The organism is Citrobacter sp. Cf118 (assembly GCF_030334095.1).
Lineage (GTDB): Bacteria > Pseudomonadota > Gammaproteobacteria > Enterobacterales > Enterobacteriaceae > Citrobacter > Citrobacter freundii.
The window spans coordinates 417,110-437,183 of sequence record NZ_JAOWES010000089.1 but is presented as its reverse complement, the minus strand read 5'-3'; the positions used below and the strand labels follow the sequence as shown (position 1 = coordinate 437,183).

Below are 20,074 nucleotides of genomic sequence, written 5' to 3'. Positions count from 1 at the left end.
GAAACCGCAAATAATGAGACCGTCAATTTTTCGAGTTTGCTGACCCGGGAGTGAGTCTTGTTCCACTTTGCAAAAAACGCCGTCCACGATAAGCCACGAGGTGCGAGATGAGTGCGACAGCATCGACTGCAACCCAGCTTAAACCTCTCGAGTGGTTAAACCGCCTGCGCGCGAATCCCAGAATTCCTCTGATTGTGGCGGGAGCCGCTGCCGTCGCTATCATCGTGGCGATGGTCCTGTGGGCCAAAACACCTGACTACCGCACACTGTTCAGCAACCTATCCGATCAGGATGGTGGCGCGATTGTCACCCAACTGACGCAGATGAACGTTCCCTATCGTTTTACTGAGGGAAGCGGTGCTATAGAAGTTCCTGCCGATAAAGTTCACGAATTGCGGTTACGTCTGGCACAACAAGGTCTGCCGAAGGGCGGCGCCGTTGGCTTTGAGCTGCTGGATCAGGAAAAGTTTGGTATTAGCCAGTTTAGCGAGCAGGTCAACTACCAGCGTGCGCTGGAAGGTGAATTAGCTCGTACCATTGAAACGCTGGGACCGGTAAAACGCGCCCGCGTGCATCTGGCAATGCCAAAACCGTCGCTGTTTGTGCGTGAGCAAAAAGCGCCTTCAGCCTCCGTGACCGTTAACCTTGAACCGGGCCGCGCACTGGATGAAGGTCAAATCAGTGCGGTCACACATCTGGTTTCCAGCGCTGTTGCAGGCTTGCCGCCGGGCAACGTTACGCTGGTCGACCAGGCTGGTCATCTGTTAACTCAGTCGAACACCAGCAGCCGCGATCTTAACGATGCGCAGTTGAAATACGCCAGCGATGTCGAAGGGCGCGTTCAACGTCGTATCGAATCGATCCTGTCGCCGATTGTCGGCAACGGCAACGTACATGCGCAGGTCACCGCACAACTGGATTTTGCTAATAAAGAGCAAACCGAAGAACAGTACCGTCCAAACGGTGATGATTCCCAGGCAGTGCTGCGTTCACGCCAGTTAAACGTCAGTGAGCAGATCGGTAGCGGAGCGCCAGGCGGCGTACCGGGCGCATTGTCTAATCAACCAGCACCGGCTAATACCGCGCCAATCGCCACCCCTCCGGCTAATCAGCAAAATGCGCAAACCACGCAAACGGCAAATAACAACAATAATGCTGGTCCACGCAGTACGCAGCGTAATGAAACCAGCAACTATGAAGTCGACCGTACCATTCGCCACACCAAAATGAACGTCGGCGATGTGCAGCGTCTCTCAGTTGCAGTGGTGGTCAACTATAAAACGTTGCCGGACGGTAAACCGCTGCCGTTAACCGCAGATCAGATGAAACAGATTGAGGACCTGACCCGCGAAGCGATGGGCTTCTCCGACAAGCGTGGCGATACCCTGAACGTGGTGAATTCACCCTTCACGGCGACCGACGATTCCATTGGCGAGCTGCCGTTCTGGAAACAACAGGTCTTTATTGAACAGTTGATGACCGCTGGCCGTTGGTTGCTGGTGCTGCTTGTTGCCTGGATCCTGTGGCGTAAGGCTGTTCGCCCGCAGTTGGTTCGGCGCAGCGAAGAAGCAAAAGCGGTACAAGAACAAACGCGCATCCGTCAGGAAACCGAAGAAGCGGTAGAAGTTCGCCTCAGCAAAGACGAACAAACCCAGCAGCGTCGTACGAATCAACGTCTGGGTGCAGAAGTGATGAGCCAGCGTATTCGTGAAATGTCAGATAACGATCCGCGCGTCGTGGCGCTGGTCATTCGCCAGTGGATGAGTAACGATCATGAGTAATGCCCTTACCGGTACCGATAAAAGCGTCATCCTGCTGATGACCATTGGCGAAGATCGCGCGGCTGAGGTGTTTAAACACCTTTCCACGCGCGAAGTTCAGGCGCTCAGTACAGCGATGGCGAACGTACGCCAGATCTCCAACAAACAGTTGACGGAAGTACTGGCCGAGTTTGAGCAAGAAGCAGAACAATTTGCCGCGCTGAATATCAACGCCAACGAATATCTGCGCTCCGTGCTGGTGAAAGCGCTGGGCGAGGAACGCGCCTCCAGCCTGCTGGAAGATATTCTGGAAACCCGCGATACCACCAGCGGCATTGAAACGCTCAACTTTATGGAGCCACAAAGCGCCGCCGACCTTATCCGCGACGAGCATCCACAGATTATCGCCACCATTCTGGTACACCTCAAACGGGGCCAGGCCGCCGATATTCTGGCACTGTTCGACGAGCGTTTACGTCACGACGTGATGCTGCGTATCGCCACCTTCGGCGGTGTGCAGCCTGCCGCGCTGGCAGAACTGACCGAGGTACTGAACGGTCTACTCGATGGTCAGAACCTCAAGCGCAGCAAAATGGGCGGCGTGAGAACGGCAGCAGAAATTATCAACCTGATGAAAACCCAGCAGGAAGAAGCGGTTATTACCGCCGTACGCGAATTCGACGGCGAGCTGGCACAGAAAATTATCGACGAGATGTTCCTGTTCGAAAACCTGGTGGACGTCGACGATCGCAGTATCCAGCGTCTGTTGCAGGAAGTGGATTCCGAATCTCTGCTGATTGCCCTGAAAGGTGCCGAACAGCCGCTACGCGAGAAGTTCCTGCGCAACATGTCGCAACGTGCTGCCGATATTCTGCGTGACGACCTTGCCAACCGCGGCCCGGTGCGTTTGTCGCAGGTGGAAAACGAACAGAAAGCCATTCTGCTTATTGTGCGTCGTCTGGCGGAAACTGGAGAGATGGTGATAGGCAGCGGCGAGGATACCTATGTCTAACGAACTGCCGTGGAAAGTCTGGACTCCGGACGACCTCGCCCCACCGATGGCGGAGTTCGTACTGGCCGACCACAGCGAAACGCCGCTGTCAGAAGAAGCTGAAGAGCCACAGCTTTCCGCAGAGCAACAGCTTGAACAGCAGCTCGCACAGCTGCAAATGCAGGCCCATGAGCAAGGGTATAACGCGGGGCTGGCGGAAGGTCGACAAAAAGGTCACGAACAAGGCTATCAGGAAGGTCTGAGCCAGGGGCTGGAGCAAGGCCAGAACCAGGCGCGAGCACAGCATGCGCCGATCCATGCCCGCATGCAGCAGCTGGTGAGTGAGTTTCAGAATACGCTGGACGCGCTGGATAGCGTCATTGCCTCGCGACTGATGCAAATGGCGCTGGAAGCTGCGCGTCAGGTGATTGGTCAGACGCCAATCGTGGATAACGCGGCGCTGATTAAGCAAATCCAACAGTTATTGCAACAGGAACCGCTGTTTAGCGGTAAGCCTCAGCTGCGCGTACATCCGGACGATCTCCAGCGTGTAGAGGAGATGCTCGGTGCCACTCTCAGCCTGCACGGCTGGCGGCTGCGCGGCGACCCGACTCTGCATCACGGCGGCTGTAAAGTCTCCGCCGACGAAGGCGATCTGGATGCCAGCGTCGCCACACGCTGGCAAGAACTCTGCCGTCTGGCAGCGCCAGGAGTCGTGTAATGACCACTCGCCTGACTCGCTGGCTCAATACGCTGGACAACTTCGAAGAGAAAATGTCACTGCTGCCTGCGGTGCGTCGTTATGGTCGCCTGACCCGCGCAACCGGGCTGGTGCTGGAGGCCACAGGATTACAGCTGCCGCTCGGTGCTACCTGCGTCATTGAACGCCAGGACGGCAACGAAACCCAGGAGGTCGAAAGCGAAGTCGTGGGCTTTAACGGTCAACGTCTGTTTTTGATGCCGCTCGAAGAGGTCGAAGGCGTTCTGCCCGGCGCACGCGTATACGCGAAGAACATTGCCGGAGAAGGTCTGCAAAGCGGGAAGCAATTACCGCTTGGCCCTGCTCTGCTGGGTCGTGTGCTGGACGGTAGCGGCAAACCGCTCGACGGACTGCCCGCCCCGGATACCACCGAAACCGGCGCATTGATTACGCCGCCGTTTAACCCGCTGCAACGGACCGCAATTGAACACGTCCTGGATACCGGCGTACGCCCCATCAACGCGTTGTTAACCGTTGGCCGCGGCCAGCGTATGGGGCTTTTCGCCGGTTCCGGCGTCGGTAAAAGCGTCCTGCTCGGCATGATGGCGCGCTATACCCAGGCCGATGTTATCGTCGTGGGTCTGATTGGCGAGCGTGGTCGCGAAGTTAAAGATTTTATTGAAAATATTCTCGGTGCTGACGGTCGCGCACGCTCGGTAGTGATTGCCGCTCCGGCGGACGTCTCGCCGCTGTTACGTATGCAAGGCGCGGCCTACGCCACGCGCATCGCCGAAGATTTTCGCGATCGCGGACAGCATGTATTGCTGATTATGGACTCCCTCACCCGCTACGCGATGGCGCAACGTGAGATAGCCCTGGCGATCGGCGAGCCACCGGCAACCAAAGGTTATCCACCCTCAGTATTCGCTAAGTTACCGGCGCTGGTCGAACGGGCCGGTAACGGTATCCACGGCGGCGGTTCAGTCACCGCGTTTTATACGGTACTGACCGAGGGTGACGACCAACAGGACCCGATTGCCGATTCCGCGCGCGCGATTCTGGACGGTCACATTGTGCTGTCTCGTCATCTGGCCGAGGCGGGTCACTATCCGGCCATCGATATTGAAGCCTCGATCAGCCGCGCCATGACCGCGCTCATTAGTGAAAAACACTATGCACGGGTGCGTAACTTTAAACAGTTGCTGTCCAGCTTCCAGCGTAACCGTGATCTGGTCAGCGTGGGGGCGTATGCCAAAGGCAGCGATCCGATGCTGGATAAAGCCATCGCCTTATGGCCGCAGCTGGAAGCATTCTTACAGCAAGGTATTTTTGAACGGGCTGACTGGGAAGATTCTCTACAAGCTTTGGAACTGATTTTCCCTGGTGTGTGATTAAGCAGGAGAGCATAGGTCATGGCACAACATGGTGCATTAGCAACATTGAAAGACCTGGCTGAAAAAGAGGTAGATGACGCTGCTGTCTTATTGGGAGAGATGCGTCGTGGCTGTCAGCAGGCGGAAGAGCAGTTGAAAATGCTGATCGATTATCAGCATGAGTATCGCAACAATCTGAACAACGACATGGGCCAGGGTATTACCAGCAATCGCTGGATCAATTACCAACAATTTATTCAGACGCTGGAAAAAGCGATTGAGCAACATCGCCAACAGCTCAATCAATGGACACAGAAAGTAGACCAGGCATTGAACAGTTGGCGCGACAAAAAACAACGATTACAGGCGTGGCAGACGTTGCAGGACAGACAAACCTCGGCGGCGTTACTGGCCGAAAACCGTCTGGATCAGAAAAAAATGGATGAATTTGCTCAGCGCGCAGCTATGAGGAAACCCGAATGATTACTTTACCCCAACTGATTACCACCGACACCGATGTAGCCGCAGGTCTTCAGTCAGGCAAAGCGGTAGATTCACCCGAGGATTTTTTAGCGCTACTGGCTGGCGCATTAGGTGCGGGCGACGCACAAGGTAAAGACGCCCCGCTGTCGCTTGCCGACTTACAGGCGGCCAGCAGTAAGCTGCAAAAAGGGTTGCTGCAAAAAAATGGCGATGCCACACCGTCGGTCAAATTAACCGATCTGCTGGCGCAACAGGAGCTGCAAACCGAGACTTCTCTTGCCGACATGACTGACGCTCAGCAACTGTTGTCCGCTCTCACGCCTTCACTGAAAGCGAATGCCCTGACGACACTGGGCAAAGTCGCGCAGCAGGACGAAAAAAACACTACACTGAGTGATGACGATCTCGCCAACCTGAGCGCGTTGTTCGCCATGCTGCCAGGACAACCACTGGCTACGCCTGCCGTCGACAGCGCACCAGCCCCTGTTGATGCGGCGCTTTCCGCATTGTCACGAGGCGCGGTACACGGCGCGGCAACTGATAATGCAGACGAATTACTGCCTGGTGATGCCAAAAAAGGCAAAGCGGATGTCACGATTGCTGGCGGTGGTGCTAATCAGGCAAACAACCCAACATTAACCCCGCTGACGGCGGCAGCGAACGCCAGAACTGAAATCGACAGCACCCCGTCACCGACCAGCATTGGCATGACTGCGGCCCCGCTAAGTGGTTCACAAACACACGCACAACCGTTACCGACGGCCGCGCCGGTGTTAAGCGCTCCGTTAGGTAGCCATGAATGGCAGCAATCGCTGAGCCAGCACGTCACCTTGTTCACGCGCCAGGGCCAGCAAAGCGCAGAGCTGCGTCTGCATCCGCAGGACCTGGGTCAGGTACATATTTCGCTCAAGCTGGACGATAACCTCGCGCAGTTACAAATGGTTTCACCACACAGTCACGTGCGCGCCGCACTGGAAGCCGCATTACCGATGCTGCGTACACAGTTGGCTGAAAGCGGGATCCAACTGGGGCAAAGCAACATCAGCAGTGAAAGCTTCGCTGGCCATCAGCAGTCTTCCGGACAGCAACAGCAGTCTGGTCGCGCTCAAGGACAAGACATTTTTGCCGCTGAAGATGACGCAATACTGGCAACCCCAGCCTCGCTGCAAGCCGCTGCCCGCGGCGATGGCGCAGTAGACATCTTCGCCTAACGCCAGAGGTAGCATGATTATCCGCGTCTTTTCCACGCTTTGTCGTGGACAGGACACGGGATAATCAGCCCATAAGCTGTACCGAAACAGGAAGCCCGTATCTGATGACTGACTCCGCGATTAACAAAAAAAGTAAACGCGCTATTTGGATCCCTCTGCTGGTATTAATTACCCTCGCCGCCTGCGCAACTGCAGGTTATAGCTACTGGCGCATGCAGCAGCAGCCTTCCGCCAGCGTCAAAGCGGAACCGGCTCCACCGCCAGCCCCGGTGTTCTTTGCGCTGGATACCTTTACCGTCAATCTGGGTGATGCAGACCGTGTGCTGTATATCGGTATCACACTGCGCATGAAAGATGAGGCGACACGTTCACGTCTTAATGAATATCTGCCGGAAGTGCGCAGCCGCTTGCTGCTGCTATTTTCTCGTCAGAATGCGGCCACACTCGCCACCGAGGAAGGTAAGCAACAGCTGATTACCGCCATCAAAGAGACGCTGGCGACTCCGCTTGTTGTTGGGCAGCCGAAACAGGTTGTCACCGACGTTCTTTATACAGCTTTTATTCTGCGGTAAAGACATGGGCGACAGTATTCTTTCTCAGGCAGAAATCGACGCATTGCTGAACGGCGATAGCGAAACCAAAGACGAACCCATTTCAGGTATCGCAAAAGAAGGCGATATTCGTCCTTATGATCCCAACACTCAGCGTCGCGTGGTACGTGAGCGTTTACAGGCGTTGGAGATCATTAACGAACGCTTCGCGCGCCAGTTCCGTATGGGGTTATTTAACCTATTGCGCCGTAGTCCGGATATTACCGTGGGTGCGATCCGTATCCAGCCTTACCACGAATTTGCGCGCAACTTGCCGGTTCCGACCAACCTGAACTTAATCCACCTGAAGCCGCTGCGCGGTACGGGTCTGGTGGTGTTCTCACCAAGTCTGGTATTTATCGCCGTAGACAACCTGTTCGGTGGTGACGGTCGTTTCCCGACGAAAGTGGAAGGCCGCGAATTTACGCACACAGAACAGCGCGTTATCAACCGCATGCTGAAGCTGGCGCTGGAAAGCTACAGCGACGCGTGGAAGGCCATCAACCCGCTGGAAGTGGAATACGTCCGTTCTGAGATGCAGGTGAAATTTACCAATATCACCACCTCCCCGAACGACATTGTGGTGAACACCCCGTTCCACGTTGAAATTGGCAACCTGACCGGTGAATTTAACATCTGTCTGCCATTCAGCATGATTGAGCCGTTGCGTGAGCTGCTGGTGAATCCGCCGCTGGAAAACTCGCGTAATGAAGATCAGAACTGGCGCAATAATCTGGTGCGTCAGGTTCAGCATTCTGAGCTGGAGCTGGTGGCAAACTTTGCCGACATTCCGCTGCGGCTATCCCAGATTTTAAAACTGAAACCCGGCGATGTACTGCCGATTGAAAAACCCGACCGCATTATTGCTCATGTGGACGGCGTGCCTGTGCTGACCAGCCAGTATGGCACCGTAAACGGTCAGTATGCGTTACGCGTAGAACATCTGATAAACCCGATTTTGAATTCGCTGAATGAGGAACAGCCCAAATGAGTGATATGAATAATCCGTCCGATGAGAACACTGGCGCATTGGACGATCTGTGGGCTGACGCGTTAAACGAGCAAAAAACCACGCCCACCAAAAGTGCGGCCGATGCGGTATTCCAGCAGTTAGGAGGCGGCGACGTCAGCGGTGCCTTGCAGGACATCGACCTGATCATGGACATTCCGGTCAAACTGACCGTCGAACTGGGCCGTACCCGCATGACCATCAAAGAGCTGCTGCGCCTGACGCAGGGGTCGGTTGTCGCACTGGATGGCCTGGCAGGCGAACCGCTGGATATCCTAATCAACGGTTATCTGATTGCCCAGGGCGAAGTCGTCGTGGTCGCGGATAAATACGGTGTGCGTATCACTGACATTATCACCCCATCTGAACGTATGCGCCGTCTGAGCCGTTAATCATGAATACCCAGGCTACCGTTTCTCAACCCGCCGCCGTTCCCGGCTCACCGCTGGTGCAGGTAAGCGGCGCGCTGCTCGGGATCATCGTCTTGATCCTGGCGGTGGCCTGGGTCATTAAACGTCTGGGGTTTGCCCCCAAAAGTGCCGGTACACGCGGGCTGAAAGTCACGGCCAGCACCTCATTGGGTCCACGTGAGCGCGTGGTGATTGTCGAGGTCGAAGATGCCCGTCTGGTACTGGGTGTCACAGCCTCGCAGATTAACGTCCTGCACACCCTGCCCCCGGCACCTGCCGATGCGGAAGAAAAAACGGCCTCCCCTGCGGATTTCCAGGCCATGATGAAGAGTTTGCTTAAGCGTCCTGGGAGATCCTGATGCGCCGTTTGTTATCCCTCACGCTGGCAGGCTTGTGGCTTTTCAGTCCCGTTGCCCTCGCTCAACTCCCGGGTCTGGTTAGTCAGCCATTGCCGGGCGGCGGACAAAGCTGGTCTTTGCCCGTGCAGACACTGGTGTTCATCACCTCGCTGACGTTCCTGCCTGCAATTTTGCTGATGATGACCAGCTTCACCCGCATCATCATTGTTTTCGGTCTCCTGCGAAATGCGCTGGGTACCCCCTCAGCACCACCTAACCAGGTGCTACTGGGCCTGGCGCTCTTTTTGACCTTTTTCATCATGTCGCCGGTGATCGATAAAATCTACGTCGACGCATATCAACCGTTCAGCGAAGAGAAGATCTCCATGCAGGAAGCTATGGAGAAAGGCGCCCAGCCGCTGCGTGAGTTTATGTTGCGCCAGACCCGTGAAGCCGATCTGGCCCTCTTCGCGCGCTTAGCAAACAGCGGTCCATTACAGGGACCAGAAGCCGTGCCGATGCGAATTTTGCTACCCGCTTATGTCACCAGTGAGTTGAAAACAGCATTCCAGATAGGTTTTACCATTTTTATTCCGTTTCTGATTATCGACCTGGTGATCGCCAGCGTACTGATGGCGCTCGGGATGATGATGGTACCGCCAGCCACAATCGCGTTGCCGTTTAAGCTGATGCTGTTTGTGTTGGTAGACGGTTGGCAGCTACTTGTCGGCTCGCTGGCACAAAGCTTTTACAGTTAGAGGCGCGAAATGACTCCTGAATCGGTCATGATGATGGGCACAGAGGCGATGAAAGTCGCCCTGGCCCTTGCTGCACCTTTGCTGTTGGTCGCTCTCGTCACAGGTCTTATCATCAGTATTCTGCAGGCGGCGACCCAGATTAACGAAATGACGCTGTCCTTCATTCCCAAAATTGTCGCGGTGTTTATTGCCATCATTGTTGCTGGCCCGTGGATGCTTAACCTGCTGCTCGACTACGTGCGTACGCTGTTCAGCAATATCCCCTACATCATCGGGTAGACAACGTTATGTTGCAGGTGACCAGCGTTGAGTGGCTCCACTGGCTGAATTTATACTTCTGGCCTTTGCTGCGCATACTGGCGCTCATCTCAACGGCCCCCATCCTCAGTGAACGAGCCATCCCCAAACGGGTAAAGCTGGGGCTGGGGTTGATGATAACTGTCGTTATCGCCCCATCAATTCCCGCCGTTGACGTCCCCATCTTTTCGATCGGCGCACTATGGCAGGCAATGCAACAAATCCTGATCGGTATCGCTTTAGGCTTCACCATGCAGTTTGCGTTTGCCGCAGTACGTACCGCCGGGGAATTAATTGGTCTGCAAATGGGCCTTTCCTTCGCGACATTCTTCGATCCCGGTAGCCGTCTGAATATGCCGGTTCTGGCACGACTGATCGACATGCTCGCCATGCTGCTGTTCCTGACCTTTAATGGCCATTTATGGCTGATTTCGCTGCTGGTAGATACTTTTCATACTCTGCCCATCGGTGGCAATCCGGTGAACAGCAATGCGTTTCTCGCGCTGGCACGGGCGGGTAGCCTGATTTTCCTCAACGGGCTAATGCTGGCCCTGCCGGTAATGACGCTGCTACTCACGCTGAACCTCGCACTTGGTTTGTTAAATCGCATGGCGCCACAGCTGTCGGTTTTCGTCATCGGCTTTCCTCTCACTCTGACCGTAGGTATTTCACTGATGGCGGCGCTAATGCCATTAATTGCGCCATTCTGCGAACGATTATTCAGTGAAATTTTTAATTTACTGGCCGATATCGTCAGCGAAATGCCTGGAAAATAATAACCCTTAATTTTTATCCTGTTTTACTAAGGATTGTCCTAATTTTAAAAAGTAACAACATCCACCAGGATATCTCTGTCGCGGCTTATTTGTTTTTGCCTCACTCACATAACGCAACATTCACTTTACTTTAAGATGTTTCCTGGCAAATTATACGCAACTTTACGGGATAGTAAATTCGCCTGAAAAACAGCGAAAGCGTCATCTTGGGTCGTTATTATTCCGTTTAGTTGTGATGAAATAATCAGGTAAGGGGAATTATCGTTACGCATTGAGTGAGGGTATGCCATGTCAACGATTATTATGGATTTATGCAGTTACACCCGACTAGGGTTAACCGGGTATCTGGTAAGTCGGGGAGTGAAAAAAAGGGAAATCAACAACATTTCCAACGTTGATGAACTCAGTCTCGCCTGTGTCTCTCAACAACCCGCTGTGGTGTTTATTAATGAGGACTGCTTTATCCACGAACCTGCTAATAGCCAGCAAATAAAGCAAATCATTAATCAGCATCCCAGCACATTATTTATTGTGTTTATGGCAATTGCCAACGTGCATTTTGATGAATATCTACTCGTCAGAAAAAATTTATTGATTAGTTCTAAATCGATTAAACCTGACTCACTGGATAAACTACTTGGCGATATTCTGAAAAAAGAAGTAGATATTGCTATTGATGTGAATCTGCCGACATTATCATTAAGTCGAACCGAATCCAGCATGCTGCGTATGTGGATGGAGGGTCAGGGAACAATACAGATATCAGATCAAATGAATATCAAAGCCAAAACGGTGTCATCCCATAAGGGGAATATAAAACGAAAGATTAAGACACATAATAAGCAAGTTATCTATCACGTTGTGAGGCTTACGGATAACGTCACCAATGGTATCTTTGTGAATATGCGCTAAGACGTTCTGACTGGTGGCGACTCCACCAGTCAGAATCAAACAGCGGAACTCATCTCACTCCACTTTTTCCACAAAGATACCATCCTGATGACCTGATTCATTAAAGAACCAGATACCGAGCGGGTAGTCTTCCAGCGAAACCAGGTACATGGTGCCTTCACTAAACTCTTCGATTGCCAGTACCACGCCCGGTCGACGAGGACCGCCGTCCGTTTTGACTGTGACCCGATCATTCACCTTCATAGTTTTCCTCCTGTGGCTTTGTGCCAGTGTAGAACAAATTCCTTTTTCTGGCAGCGCTCTGCACGCGCGATTGCGGGTTTTATCGACGGTCTATACTTAAGTTGTGCGTATCTGATGTTTGGGTACGCTCCCCCGGTATCCTTAACGGTTGAGAGGTATGAGGATGAAAACCGCGAAAGAGTACAGCGATACGGCCAAACGTGAAGTCAGCGTCGATGTCGACGCGCTGCTAAAGGCAATCAACGAAATCTGCGAGAGTGAAATTCATCGCAGCCAGGATGACCCGGAGCGCGTTAGCGTCGACGGCCGAGATTACCATACATGGCATGAACTGGCCGACGCGTTCGAGCTTGATATCCATGACTTTAGCGTATCGGAGATCAATCGCTGACTGAGGGCGAAAAAAATCCCGGCCCTTATCGGGTCGGGATCAAGCTTGCTTATGCAAGAAGCACTTGTAAATTCGTTACACCAGAAAATCTGATGTGAACCAAACCTTATCTGCAATTTTTTTGCCTGACAAGTAAATAATTCTCACCAAAATGATAAATATAACTAATGGGTGAGAGATCACCAGGTTACGGTCGAGTCAAATGTTCAGGCATCCTGACAGAGCTGTCTTCGCTCGCCCGGCACCACCAGTTCATCTTCACGGAATGCTTCCCGTTTAACGCCAAAGCCGTCGTACCAGCGACACTCCACCATTCCGCTGGCATACCCGGTAACGATCATACGTGGGCCACCCTCTTTGGAGGTGACTTCCTCACTGACAGAAAAGACCATACCTGCCTCCTGTATCAAGAGAAACCTTTACACCTTAGATGACAAAGAGGCGTTTTGCATAATCAGTCCTGTAACAATTAGTGCGAAACTCCGCGCAGCCTGGCGACAGCTTTCACCAGCAGAACGACAATCCCACCGATGATAAAGCCGAGTACCAGGTTAAGCAGGGTGGGAAGCATTAGCGAAATCAATGTACTTTGCTGTTGAGCAAAATGTTCAATCGCATGATGCAGCGGTGATATTCCGTGTACCACAATACCGCCCCCCACCAAAAACATCGCCAATGTACCGACCACAGAAAGTGTTTTCATCAGCCAGGGGGCAACCACCAGCAACCCTTTCCCCAGCGACTGGGCAAGTTGGCTACGTTTTTCTGCCAGCCAGTACCCGATGTCGTCAAGCTTAACGATAATCCCGACCAGGCCATACACGCCCACGGTCACCACTAACGCGATACCCGATAACACCAACACCTGATTCAGCAAAGGTGCATCCGCTACAATACCCAGCGTAATCGCAACAATCTCGGCAGACAAAATGAAGTCGGTACGTATTGCCCCTTTGATTTTATCTTTCTCAAAGGTGAGTGGATCCTGTGCGGCCAGAGCAGCCAGACGCTGCTGACGCTCTTCCGGGCTTTCTTTGTGCTTACGCGCCTCCAGGGTATGCAGAACCTTTTCCACTCCTTCAAAACAGAGAAACGCCCCACCTACCATTAATAAGGGGGTGATCGCCCAGGGAATAAATGCGCTTATCAATAGCGCCAACGGTACAAGGATAACTTTGTTTACAAACGACCCCTTCGCCACGCTCCAGACCACCGGGAGTTCACGGTTCGCCCGCACGCCCGATACCTGCTGCGCATTAAGCGACAAGTCATCTCCCAGCACGCCCGCGGTTTTTTTCGCGGCCAATTTTCCCATCACTGATATATCATCCAGCAGCGTGGCGATATCATCGAGTAAGGTTAGTAAGCTACTTCCTGCCAAAATTTTGACCCTCAATACTATTTTTTTGCAGTCATAAGTATGAAGTAAAACACGCCATGCTGAAACTGACCTTTCTGGTCAACAAGTTTTTAACATCGACACGTAATTATAAATCTCGCCAGTAAGATAGTTTTGACGTTTACTATGTTGCACCTTTTTATTTCTACCGTGAGGGATTATGCGTTTCAGGCAATTGTTACCGCTTTTCAGTGCGCTATTCGCGCTGTACATCATTTGGGGTTCCACGTACTTCGTTATTCGCATTGGTGTTGAAAGCTGGCCGCCGTTAATGATGGCAGCCGTACGTTTTCTCTCTGCGGGAATTTTGTTAACAAGTTTTTTACTTATTCGCGGGCATAAGCTCCCCCCCTTATGCTTAATCCTGAACGCCGCGTTAATTGGTATCCTGCTGCTGGCTGTGGGTAATGGACTGGTCACCGTCGCAGAACATCAAAATGTCCCTTCCGGTATTGCCGCCGTGGTGGTCGCCACCGTCCCGCTATTTACGCTGTGTTTTAGCCACTTTTTTGGCATCAAAACGCGCAAACTGGAATGGTTGGGAATAGCGATTGGGCTCGCAGGGATCATCATGCTGAACAGCGGAGGCAATTTAAGTGGCAATCCGTGGGGCGCTATTTTAATCCTGATCGGTTCGATAAGCTGGGCGTTTGGCTCGGTGTACGGTTCACGCATTACGCTGCCCGTTGGCATGATGGCCGGAGCCATTGAAATGTTAGCAGCCGGTATTGTGCTGATGTGCGCATCGTTACTCTCCGGGGAAAAACTGACCACCATGCCAACATTTTCAGGCTTTATGGCGGTGGCTTACCTGGCCCTGTTTGGCTCCATTATTGCCATTAATGCGTATATGTTCTTGATCCGCAATGTCAGCCCGGCGCTAGCCACCAGCTACGCCTACGTCAATCCGGTTGTTGCGGTGCTGTTAGGTACCGGTCTGGGGGGAGAAAGACTGGCCCCTATCGAATGGCTGGCGCTCGGCGTGATCGTGTTTGCTGTGGTGCTGGTAACGTTGGGGAAATACCTGTTCCCTGTTAAAGCGGATGCCGTCGCGAGTTCGTCGGAAAAAACATTACAGTAAATGAATACCGAGAGTGTCGATCTGCGCGGTGTCGCCACCGCCGCAGATCCACTCGATGACACGTTCAGATAACGCTTCATCATCCAGCTTTTCGCGACCACGCAGGGCGCACTCCCAGACAATCAGTACGCGCCAGCCAAGAGCCTGCAATTTTTCACAATCCCGCGCATCGCGTTGGACATTTTTGCCTATTTTTTCCAGCCAGAATTCCGTTCGTGTCGCGGGGACTTTAAACAAATAGCAATTGTGGTGGTGCCAGAAACAACCGTGAGTAAAAATCACACAATGATAATCATCCACCACAAAATCGGGGCGACCGGGTAACGTCGCATCCTGCACGCGAAACGTTACCCCCTGCTCTGTCAGCACGCTGGCAAGGCGTTTTTCAATTGCGGTATCGCGGGTGGCTATCGCCCGCATATTTTTACTGCGTGTTGCTTTATCGTGAACGTCTGCCATGCAGGTTCTCTTTCTCGCGAATAGCAACTGCCTGCCTGATTTTTGGCTCCAGCAGCCTGGCCACCGCCGCAAATGCCGGAACGACCACCGAATTACCAAACTGGCGATAAGCCTGAGTATCTGACACGGGGATCCTGAACTGATAGCCTTGCGGAGATTCAAACCCCATCAGGCGCGCGCACTCTCTGGGCGTAAGTCTGCGAGGGCGGTGTCGCTGATTCTGCGGATCGTCAAAATCTTTTTCACCCAGCGCCATATCCCAGCCACGGTCAATCAGGATCTCCGCCCCATCCTTATAATAACGCGCAGATAATGTGCGCGTTACGCTATCAGGGTTACCGGGATACACCATGCCATAGCCAAATCCATTTCCCCGCGCCTGATGCTTTTTCGCATAGCGATAGAGGTATTTCCACAGCACCGGCGTCAGCACATATTTCGCATCGACGGTCGGCTCAAGCAGTTCCGCCAGGGTAGTACGCCGCTGCGGATAACGCGTGACAATATCCCGCAGCGTGAAGTCTGATTTCAAATTCAGATCGCGTCGGAAACCGACAAGCACGATACGTTCGCGATGTTGAGGCAAAAAATGTTGCCCATCGATAATTTTCGGATCATCCGGACCGTTATCCGCCGCATCTGCCACGTCATAACCCAGCTCGTCCAGCGTCTGCATAATGATGCGAAACGTTTTGCCCTGATCGTGACTCTTCAGGTTTTTGACGTTTTCGAGCACAAATATTGCTGGTCGACGAGCGTCGATAATGCGCACCACGTCAAAAAAGAGTGTGCCTTGTGTATCGCAGGCAAAACCGTGGGCCCGCCCTAACGCATTTTTCTTTGACACTCCGGCCAGGGAGAAGGGCTGACAAGGAAATCCCGCCAGCAGTACATCATGTTCTGGAATGTGCTGGCGAATATGTTCTGCCGCCTGCTGGTCGCTCACCCCATCCTGATGGCTCAGCGTGACATCACGAATATCTTCATTAAAGTGATGCTGGAAGGGATCGCAATAGTTGTTCGCTTTGTAGGTGCGCACCGCATGCTTGTTCCACTCGCTGGTAAACACGCACTGCCCACCAATTGCCTCAAAGCCGCGACGAATCCCGCCAATGCCGGCAAACAGATCGATAAATCGAAAGGCATAATGCGGATGATGCGCAGGTGGCGTCGGCAGCAAGGAATTCAGATAAGTAAACTCATTGTCGCTGAGGCGATGCCATGTTTCGTTCGCCACCACTCGCTTAAAGATGGCCGGACTCCAGCGGTTCTCGCCAACACCGTTCAGATAAGCAACCAGGGTTTTCACGTCATATATTTCAAGCAACTTAGCCAAAATCACCTGCGCGGCGGCCTTGTTATCATCTGTCATCGGGTTCATGGAGCCTGCTACTGAAAAATTATCCTGCATACATTTAACCGGCCGAAATGGATAACCGACAGATTAACATAAAATAGTGCGATTGACGTTGCGGCTGCACTGGCGACTAACGTGCTTTAAAGGGTTGAATCGCGTCAAGATCCAGCATTTCATACTCTCCTTTTAACTCCGCACTCAGCTTCGCCATATACGTCAGTAAGAAGTCAGCATTATGCTGCGCTAAATGTCGTCCTTGTTCAGTTTGCATCGTCGACGGCAACGTCAATAACTTGGTCTGGAAGTGATCGAGCGCGTACTGTTTGTCGTCAAGGCTACGCTTTCGGGCAAACGGATCCTCCGCATCAAATAGCGCCACGCCTAACGCACCAGACACAGCAAATACGCGCGCTAGACCGATAGCCCCCAGCGCCTCAAGCCGGTCCGCATCCTGCACGATTTTCGCTTCAAGGGTTTCTGGTGCAATTTTGGCGCTAAAACTGTGCGCCTCAATGGCATGGCACACGGCAGGTATTCTTTGTTGTGGAAAATCCGGAAAATCGCGCATCAAAATGCGACGCGTTTCCAGAGCTGCCAGTACCGACGAACGATGACGCTCAGGATGGTTCTTTGGCAGGCTGACGAGATCATGGAAGTAGCACGCGGTCAGCACCACTAGCCAGTCTACAGTAGCATCTGTACTCAGCTTTTGCGCCGTCATCCATACACGACGAAAGTGAAAGATGTCATGCGCAGCATCTTGTCCGGAATGGTTATCAGCTAACCAAGCTTCAAATTGCGGCTGCCAGTCGTGCAGTTTCATGCTATCTCCCTTTGTAGAAAGAAAATCACCTTAGCAACAATTTTCGTTGCAAACCACTGCCTGCCCCATTACATAATTAAATTTTATTATCACGCCGAAAAAAACCACATGAATTTATAAAAATCATAATCTCAATATCAACAACCATATTATATGAATAACAAAAACAAATACTTTCCACAAATAAAATTCAAGTTACAAATAAATAACTAGATACACATAACTAATTGATTAAAAATGATTTATGTGGCAAATAACAATTTAATTCACATATATTTTTAGTTATAAAAATACACCGAGGAAATATTTAGAAATATTTTAAATACATTTGTTACATGTTATATTTTAAATTAAATGAACTTCATAGATAGTATCCAAATGTAGTTGCTTGGATAGTACTACATATTCATTTTAATTATCATGCAAAGGGAATACATAATGAAAAGAAAAGTATTGGCACTGCTTCTCCCTGCTTTATTAGCTGCAGGCGCAGCAAATGCGGCTGAAATCTATAATAAAAACGGCAATAAACTGGATCTGTACGGAAAAGTCGATGGTCTGCGTTATTTCTCTGATGATGCAGGCAGCGACGGCGACATGACCTATGCGCGTCTGGGCTTTAAGGGCGAAACGCAGATCAACGATATGCTGACTGGCTATGGTCAGTGGGAATATAACATTCAGGCCAACGGTACCGAAGGTGACAAAGGCGATTCATGGACTCGTCTGGCCTTTGCCGGTTTAGGTTTTGGTCAAAACGGTACTTTCGACTACGGTCGTAACTACGGCGTCGTGTACGACGTTGAGGCCTGGACCGATATGCTGCCAGAATTCGGTGGTGATACCTACACTCAGACCGACGTTTACATGCTGGGCCGTACCAACGGCGTTGCTACCTATCGTAATAAAGGCTTCTTTGGTCAGGTTGATGGCCTGAACTTTGCCCTGCAATATCAGGGGAATAATGAAGGTAGCAGCGTAGGTCAGGAAGGTTCTGGTAATAGTGAAAACCGCAAACTGGCGAAAGAAAACGGTGACGGTTTCGGTATGTCCACCTCCTATGACTTCGACTTCGGTTTAAGCCTCGGCGCGGCATACTCCAGTTCTGATCGTACAGATGATCAGGTTGCTCGCGGTTACCAGGACGGTATGAACAAGCGCAATAACTACGCAGGCGGCGAAACAGCTGAAGCTTGGACTGTTGGCGCGAAGTATGACGCTAACAACGTTTACCTGGCAGCCATGTATGCAGAAACCCGCAATATGACCTATTACGGCGGCGGCAACGGCGAAGGTAATGGTGGCATTGCTAACCAAACCCAGAACTTTGAAGTTGTGGCTCAGTATCAGTTCGATTTCGGTCTGCGTCCATCCATCGCTTACCTGCAGTCTAAAGGCAAGGATTTAGGTGGTCAGGAAGTGAGCCATGGTAACTGGCGTTACGTCGACAAAGATCTGGTCAAATATGTTGAAGTGGGTATGACTTACTACTTCAACAAAAACATGTCCACCTACGTTGATTATAAAATCAACTTGCTGGACGAAGACGACAGCTTCTATGAAAGCAATGGTATCGCAACTGACGACATCGTTGCCGTTGGTTTAGTCTACCAGTTCTAATTACGACAAAAATACGCAAGCCCGCTTCATACCAAGCGGGCTTTTTTACCGCACAGGGTTAAGCTCTGCTAACAGCGCCAGATATCCGACACTCTTTTAGAATTAATGCGGGGAAGATTTCGAAAAAATATTGATAACCAAAACCCCAGCGCAAATCAGGAACATGCCTGCGATCGCCGGGAAATCCAGCTTTTGCCCACTTACCAACCAGCCCAAAAGGCTGATTAATACGATTCCAGCACCTGACCAAATTGCGTATGCAATACCCGTTGGAATCGTCGACAGCGTCTGAGCGAGAAGATAAAAAGCAGTGCAGTAGCACACAATGGTTGCGACAGATGGCCATAGACGTGTAAATCCGTCAGAGAACTTCATCAGGGTTGTACCTATTACTTCAGCTACAATGGCCCCGGCAAGGAAAATGTATGAATTCAAAATCTGGCCCCATGTGACAATCTAAGATAATTATCGTATCACAAAGGGTTAAGTGAGTTTATCCAAAACAAGTCGTGGGCATAACCCCAACAAATATTGCAATCTTGTCACCGTCTTGTGCGTCCGCTCATCGCTCAAAGATAACTGTCAGATTTATTCTCGAGGCTTGTTGCTAATTTCTCTGACGGCCTGGTTTCTGGGGCTATCTTCTTCTAGCATAAAAGCCAAAATAACTTTAGCTACCCTGCCCCTGGTTTAATTTTGAGCCGCAGGAAAAAAACTTGATAGAAACGAGAAAGGACAAACAACTATTCTCAGATCACAAAACTGAACGCCAGGTTGCGGTTTATGACAGAAAAGTGAAAATTTCCCCCACACTGGATCTTCCAGTATTGGGCAAATCAGAACATGATGATGGCGAGCTTTATACTAAGCGAATATATCAACACTATACCAAGTGTGACATGAGTCGTTGAAAGGAATTGAGCTAAGTGTTTGAATAGTGGCGGAGAGAGGGGGATTTGAACCCCCGGTAGAGTTGCCCCTACTCCGGTTTTCGAGACCGGTCCATTCAGCCGCTCTGGCATCTCTCCGTTTTGGCGGTTGCCATGATGCCAGGTAATTTGGCATTTTAACAGACCCCGTTCCGTCAATTTCG

23 protein-coding genes, 1 tRNA gene and 2 pseudogenes are annotated in these 20,074 nt (G+C 51.6%); 18 read left to right on the top strand and 8 right to left on the bottom strand.

The genetic code is table 11. The features are described from left to right. Nucleotides 1–107: 107 nt before the first annotated feature. The 14 genes and pseudogenes from fliF to rcsA all read left to right on the top strand — a co-directional run bounded on the left by fliF (nucleotide 108) and on the right by rcsA (nucleotide 11,608). Nucleotides 108–1,781, top strand: coding sequence for a flagellar basal-body MS-ring/collar protein FliF (gene fliF / locus OGX67_RS25750; RefSeq protein ID WP_003839087.1), 1,674 nt, complete (start codon nucleotides 108–110; stop codon nucleotides 1,779–1,781). After that, complete coding sequence (gene fliG, locus OGX67_RS25745) at nucleotides 1,774–2,772, top strand: flagellar motor switch protein FliG (RefSeq protein ID WP_003030443.1); 999 nt, start codon at nucleotides 1,774–1,776, stop codon at nucleotides 2,770–2,772. Before fliF ends, fliG begins: the two co-directional genes overlap by 8 nt. After that, nucleotides 2,765–3,472 carry a flagellar assembly protein FliH gene (fliH, locus tag OGX67_RS25740; protein ID WP_003030441.1) on the top strand — a complete coding sequence of 236 codons (708 nt, stop codon included), beginning with the start codon at nucleotides 2,765–2,767 and terminating at the stop codon, nucleotides 3,470–3,472. The genes fliG and fliH overlap by 8 nt, the downstream gene beginning before the upstream one ends. Continuing rightward, entirely contained in the window at nucleotides 3,472–4,842 is a 1,371-nt protein-coding gene (gene fliI, locus OGX67_RS25735) for a flagellar protein export ATPase FliI (RefSeq protein WP_003030440.1), read from the top strand. Before fliH ends, fliI begins: the two co-directional genes overlap by 1 nt. A 21-nt stretch (nucleotides 4,843–4,863) precedes the next feature. Beyond that, a complete protein-coding gene (gene fliJ / locus OGX67_RS25730; protein WP_003030438.1) occupies nucleotides 4,864–5,307 on the top strand; it encodes a flagellar export protein FliJ in 444 nt (147 codons plus the stop codon). Next, nucleotides 5,304–6,518, top strand: coding sequence for a flagellar hook length control protein FliK (fliK, locus tag OGX67_RS25725; RefSeq protein WP_257651089.1), 1,215 nt, complete (start codon nucleotides 5,304–5,306; stop codon nucleotides 6,516–6,518). Before fliJ ends, fliK begins: the two co-directional genes overlap by 4 nt. A 104-nt stretch (nucleotides 6,519–6,622) precedes the next feature. Beyond that, a complete protein-coding gene (gene fliL, locus OGX67_RS25720; protein ID WP_003030435.1) occupies nucleotides 6,623–7,090 on the top strand; it encodes a flagellar basal body-associated protein FliL in 468 nt (155 codons plus the stop codon). Between the two features lie 4 nt (nucleotides 7,091–7,094). Then, the gene (gene fliM, locus OGX67_RS25715; protein ID WP_086503966.1) at nucleotides 7,095–8,099 is read left to right on the top strand and encodes a flagellar motor switch protein FliM; all 1,005 of its coding nucleotides are present in this window, start codon (nucleotides 7,095–7,097) and stop codon (nucleotides 8,097–8,099) included. Continuing rightward, nucleotides 8,096–8,509, top strand: coding sequence for a flagellar motor switch protein FliN (fliN, locus tag OGX67_RS25710; RefSeq protein ID WP_003030433.1), 414 nt, complete (start codon nucleotides 8,096–8,098; stop codon nucleotides 8,507–8,509). Before fliM ends, fliN begins: the two co-directional genes overlap by 4 nt. Next, nucleotides 8,509–8,886, top strand: coding sequence for a flagellar biosynthetic protein FliO (gene fliO / locus OGX67_RS25705; protein ID WP_194858138.1), 378 nt, complete (start codon nucleotides 8,509–8,511; stop codon nucleotides 8,884–8,886). Before fliN ends, fliO begins: the two co-directional genes overlap by 1 nt. Beyond that, nucleotides 8,886–9,623: a flagellar type III secretion system pore protein FliP gene (gene fliP, locus OGX67_RS25700; protein WP_003030427.1), complete on the top strand. Its 738-nt coding sequence runs from the start codon at nucleotides 8,886–8,888 to the stop codon at nucleotides 9,621–9,623. The genes fliO and fliP overlap by 1 nt, the downstream gene beginning before the upstream one ends. 9 nt (nucleotides 9,624–9,632) lie before the next feature. Further along, nucleotides 9,633–9,902, top strand: a complete 270-nt coding sequence (fliQ, locus tag OGX67_RS25695) for a flagellar biosynthesis protein FliQ (RefSeq protein WP_003030425.1) — start codon at nucleotides 9,633–9,635, stop codon at nucleotides 9,900–9,902. An 8-nt stretch (nucleotides 9,903–9,910) separates the two neighbouring features. Next, nucleotides 9,911–10,706 (top strand): annotated as a pseudogene (gene fliR, locus OGX67_RS25690) (flagellar biosynthetic protein FliR). 278 nt (nucleotides 10,707–10,984) lie between these two features. Continuing rightward, nucleotides 10,985–11,608, top strand: coding sequence for a transcriptional regulator RcsA (gene rcsA, locus OGX67_RS25685; RefSeq protein ID WP_032949553.1), 624 nt, complete (start codon nucleotides 10,985–10,987; stop codon nucleotides 11,606–11,608). Nucleotides 11,609–11,662: 54 nt separating this feature from the next. Here the strand turns inward: rcsA and dsrB are convergent, their stop codons facing one another. Beyond that, nucleotides 11,663–11,851 carry a protein DsrB gene (gene dsrB, locus OGX67_RS25680; RefSeq protein WP_003030419.1) on the bottom strand — a complete coding sequence of 63 codons (189 nt, stop codon included), beginning with the start codon at nucleotides 11,849–11,851 and terminating at the stop codon, nucleotides 11,663–11,665. Nucleotides 11,852–12,014: 163 nt separating this feature from the next. Between dsrB and yodD the strand changes: the two genes are divergently transcribed. After that, entirely contained in the window at nucleotides 12,015–12,242 is a 228-nt protein-coding gene (gene yodD, locus OGX67_RS25675; protein WP_003030417.1) for a YodD family peroxide/acid resistance protein, read from the top strand. 206 nt (nucleotides 12,243–12,448) lie between these two features. On the opposite strand, the gene OGX67_RS25670 is transcribed toward yodD, so the two are convergent. Next, complete coding sequence (locus OGX67_RS25670) at nucleotides 12,449–12,634, bottom strand: YodC family protein (RefSeq protein ID WP_003030415.1); 186 nt, start codon at nucleotides 12,632–12,634, stop codon at nucleotides 12,449–12,451. 77 nt (nucleotides 12,635–12,711) lie between these two features. Beyond that, on the bottom strand, nucleotides 12,712–13,626 hold the full coding sequence (locus OGX67_RS25665) for a DUF808 domain-containing protein (RefSeq protein ID WP_169316136.1): 915 nt from the start codon (nucleotides 13,624–13,626) through the stop codon (nucleotides 12,712–12,714). A 175-nt stretch (nucleotides 13,627–13,801) separates the two neighbouring features. Here OGX67_RS25665 and yedA point away from each other — a divergent pair, with 175 nt between their 5' ends. Further along, complete coding sequence (yedA, locus tag OGX67_RS25660; RefSeq protein WP_257651088.1) at nucleotides 13,802–14,722, top strand: drug/metabolite exporter YedA; 921 nt, start codon at nucleotides 13,802–13,804, stop codon at nucleotides 14,720–14,722. Here the strand turns inward: yedA and OGX67_RS25655 are convergent. The 3 genes from OGX67_RS25655 to OGX67_RS25645 all read right to left on the bottom strand — a co-directional run bounded on the left by OGX67_RS25655 (nucleotide 14,714) and on the right by OGX67_RS25645 (nucleotide 17,361). Then, the gene (locus tag OGX67_RS25655; RefSeq protein WP_003030411.1) at nucleotides 14,714–15,181 is read right to left on the bottom strand and encodes a very short patch repair endonuclease; all 468 of its coding nucleotides are present in this window, start codon (nucleotides 15,179–15,181) and stop codon (nucleotides 14,714–14,716) included. The genes yedA and OGX67_RS25655 overlap by 9 nt on opposite strands. Next, a complete protein-coding gene (locus OGX67_RS25650; protein WP_054528525.1) occupies nucleotides 15,162–16,592 on the bottom strand; it encodes a DNA cytosine methyltransferase in 1,431 nt (476 codons plus the stop codon). The genes OGX67_RS25655 and OGX67_RS25650 overlap by 20 nt, the downstream gene beginning before the upstream one ends. A 76-nt stretch (nucleotides 16,593–16,668) precedes the next feature. After that, the gene (locus OGX67_RS25645) at nucleotides 16,669–17,361 is read right to left on the bottom strand and encodes a phosphohydrolase (protein ID WP_086550119.1); all 693 of its coding nucleotides are present in this window, start codon (nucleotides 17,359–17,361) and stop codon (nucleotides 16,669–16,671) included. 438 nt (nucleotides 17,362–17,799) lie between these two features. Here OGX67_RS25645 and ompC point away from each other — a divergent pair, with 438 nt between their 5' ends. Beyond that, nucleotides 17,800–18,981 (top strand): porin OmpC, encoded by a 1,182-nt coding sequence (gene ompC, locus OGX67_RS25640; RefSeq protein WP_057101325.1) that lies wholly within the window; start codon nucleotides 17,800–17,802, stop codon nucleotides 18,979–18,981. Between the two features lie 102 nt (nucleotides 18,982–19,083). On the opposite strand, the gene OGX67_RS25635 is transcribed toward ompC, so the two are convergent. After that, on the bottom strand, nucleotides 19,084–19,416 hold the full coding sequence (locus OGX67_RS25635) for an EmrE family multidrug efflux SMR transporter (protein ID WP_003839058.1): 333 nt from the start codon (nucleotides 19,414–19,416) through the stop codon (nucleotides 19,084–19,086). Nucleotides 19,417–19,712: 296 nt separating this feature from the next. On the opposite strand from OGX67_RS25635, the pseudogene OGX67_RS25630 reads away from it, so the two are divergent. Beyond that, a pseudogene (locus OGX67_RS25630) lies at nucleotides 19,713–19,892 on the top strand (hypothetical protein); the annotation flags it as partial. 27 nt (nucleotides 19,893–19,919) lie between these two features. Here the strand turns inward: OGX67_RS25630 and OGX67_RS25625 are convergent. Next, a tRNA-Ser gene (locus tag OGX67_RS25625) sits at nucleotides 19,920–20,009 on the bottom strand. Between the last annotated feature and the right edge of the window lie 65 nt (nucleotides 20,010–20,074).

Coding starts and splice junctions, on each gene's coding strand:
- fliF (WP_003839087.1), top strand. CDS start 108: ATGAGTGCGACAGCATCGACTGCAACCCAGCTTAAACCTCTCGAGTGG.
- fliG (WP_003030443.1), top strand. CDS start 1,774: ATGAGTAATGCCCTTACCGGTACCGATAAAAGCGTCATCCTGCTGATG.
- fliH (WP_003030441.1), top strand. CDS start 2,765: ATGTCTAACGAACTGCCGTGGAAAGTCTGGACTCCGGACGACCTCGCC.
- fliI (WP_003030440.1), top strand. CDS start 3,472: ATGACCACTCGCCTGACTCGCTGGCTCAATACGCTGGACAACTTCGAA.
- fliJ (WP_003030438.1), top strand. CDS start 4,864: ATGGCACAACATGGTGCATTAGCAACATTGAAAGACCTGGCTGAAAAA.
- fliK (WP_257651089.1), top strand. CDS start 5,304: ATGATTACTTTACCCCAACTGATTACCACCGACACCGATGTAGCCGCA.
- fliL (WP_003030435.1), top strand. CDS start 6,623: ATGACTGACTCCGCGATTAACAAAAAAAGTAAACGCGCTATTTGGATC.
- fliM (WP_086503966.1), top strand. CDS start 7,095: ATGGGCGACAGTATTCTTTCTCAGGCAGAAATCGACGCATTGCTGAAC.
- fliN (WP_003030433.1), top strand. CDS start 8,096: ATGAGTGATATGAATAATCCGTCCGATGAGAACACTGGCGCATTGGAC.
- fliP (WP_003030427.1), top strand. CDS start 8,886: ATGCGCCGTTTGTTATCCCTCACGCTGGCAGGCTTGTGGCTTTTCAGT.
- fliQ (WP_003030425.1), top strand. CDS start 9,633: ATGACTCCTGAATCGGTCATGATGATGGGCACAGAGGCGATGAAAGTC.
- rcsA (WP_032949553.1), top strand. CDS start 10,985: ATGTCAACGATTATTATGGATTTATGCAGTTACACCCGACTAGGGTTA.
- dsrB (WP_003030419.1), bottom strand. CDS start 11,851: ATGAAGGTGAATGATCGGGTCACAGTCAAAACGGACGGCGGTCCTCGT.
- yodD (WP_003030417.1), top strand. CDS start 12,015: ATGAAAACCGCGAAAGAGTACAGCGATACGGCCAAACGTGAAGTCAGC.
- OGX67_RS25670 (WP_003030415.1), bottom strand. CDS start 12,634: ATGGTCTTTTCTGTCAGTGAGGAAGTCACCTCCAAAGAGGGTGGCCCA.
- yedA (WP_257651088.1), top strand. CDS start 13,802: ATGCGTTTCAGGCAATTGTTACCGCTTTTCAGTGCGCTATTCGCGCTG.
- OGX67_RS25655 (WP_003030411.1), bottom strand. CDS start 15,181: ATGGCAGACGTTCACGATAAAGCAACACGCAGTAAAAATATGCGGGCG.
- OGX67_RS25650 (WP_054528525.1), bottom strand. CDS start 16,592: ATGCAGGATAATTTTTCAGTAGCAGGCTCCATGAACCCGATGACAGAT.
- OGX67_RS25645 (WP_086550119.1), bottom strand. CDS start 17,361: ATGAAACTGCACGACTGGCAGCCGCAATTTGAAGCTTGGTTAGCTGAT.
- ompC (WP_057101325.1), top strand. CDS start 17,800: ATGAAAAGAAAAGTATTGGCACTGCTTCTCCCTGCTTTATTAGCTGCA.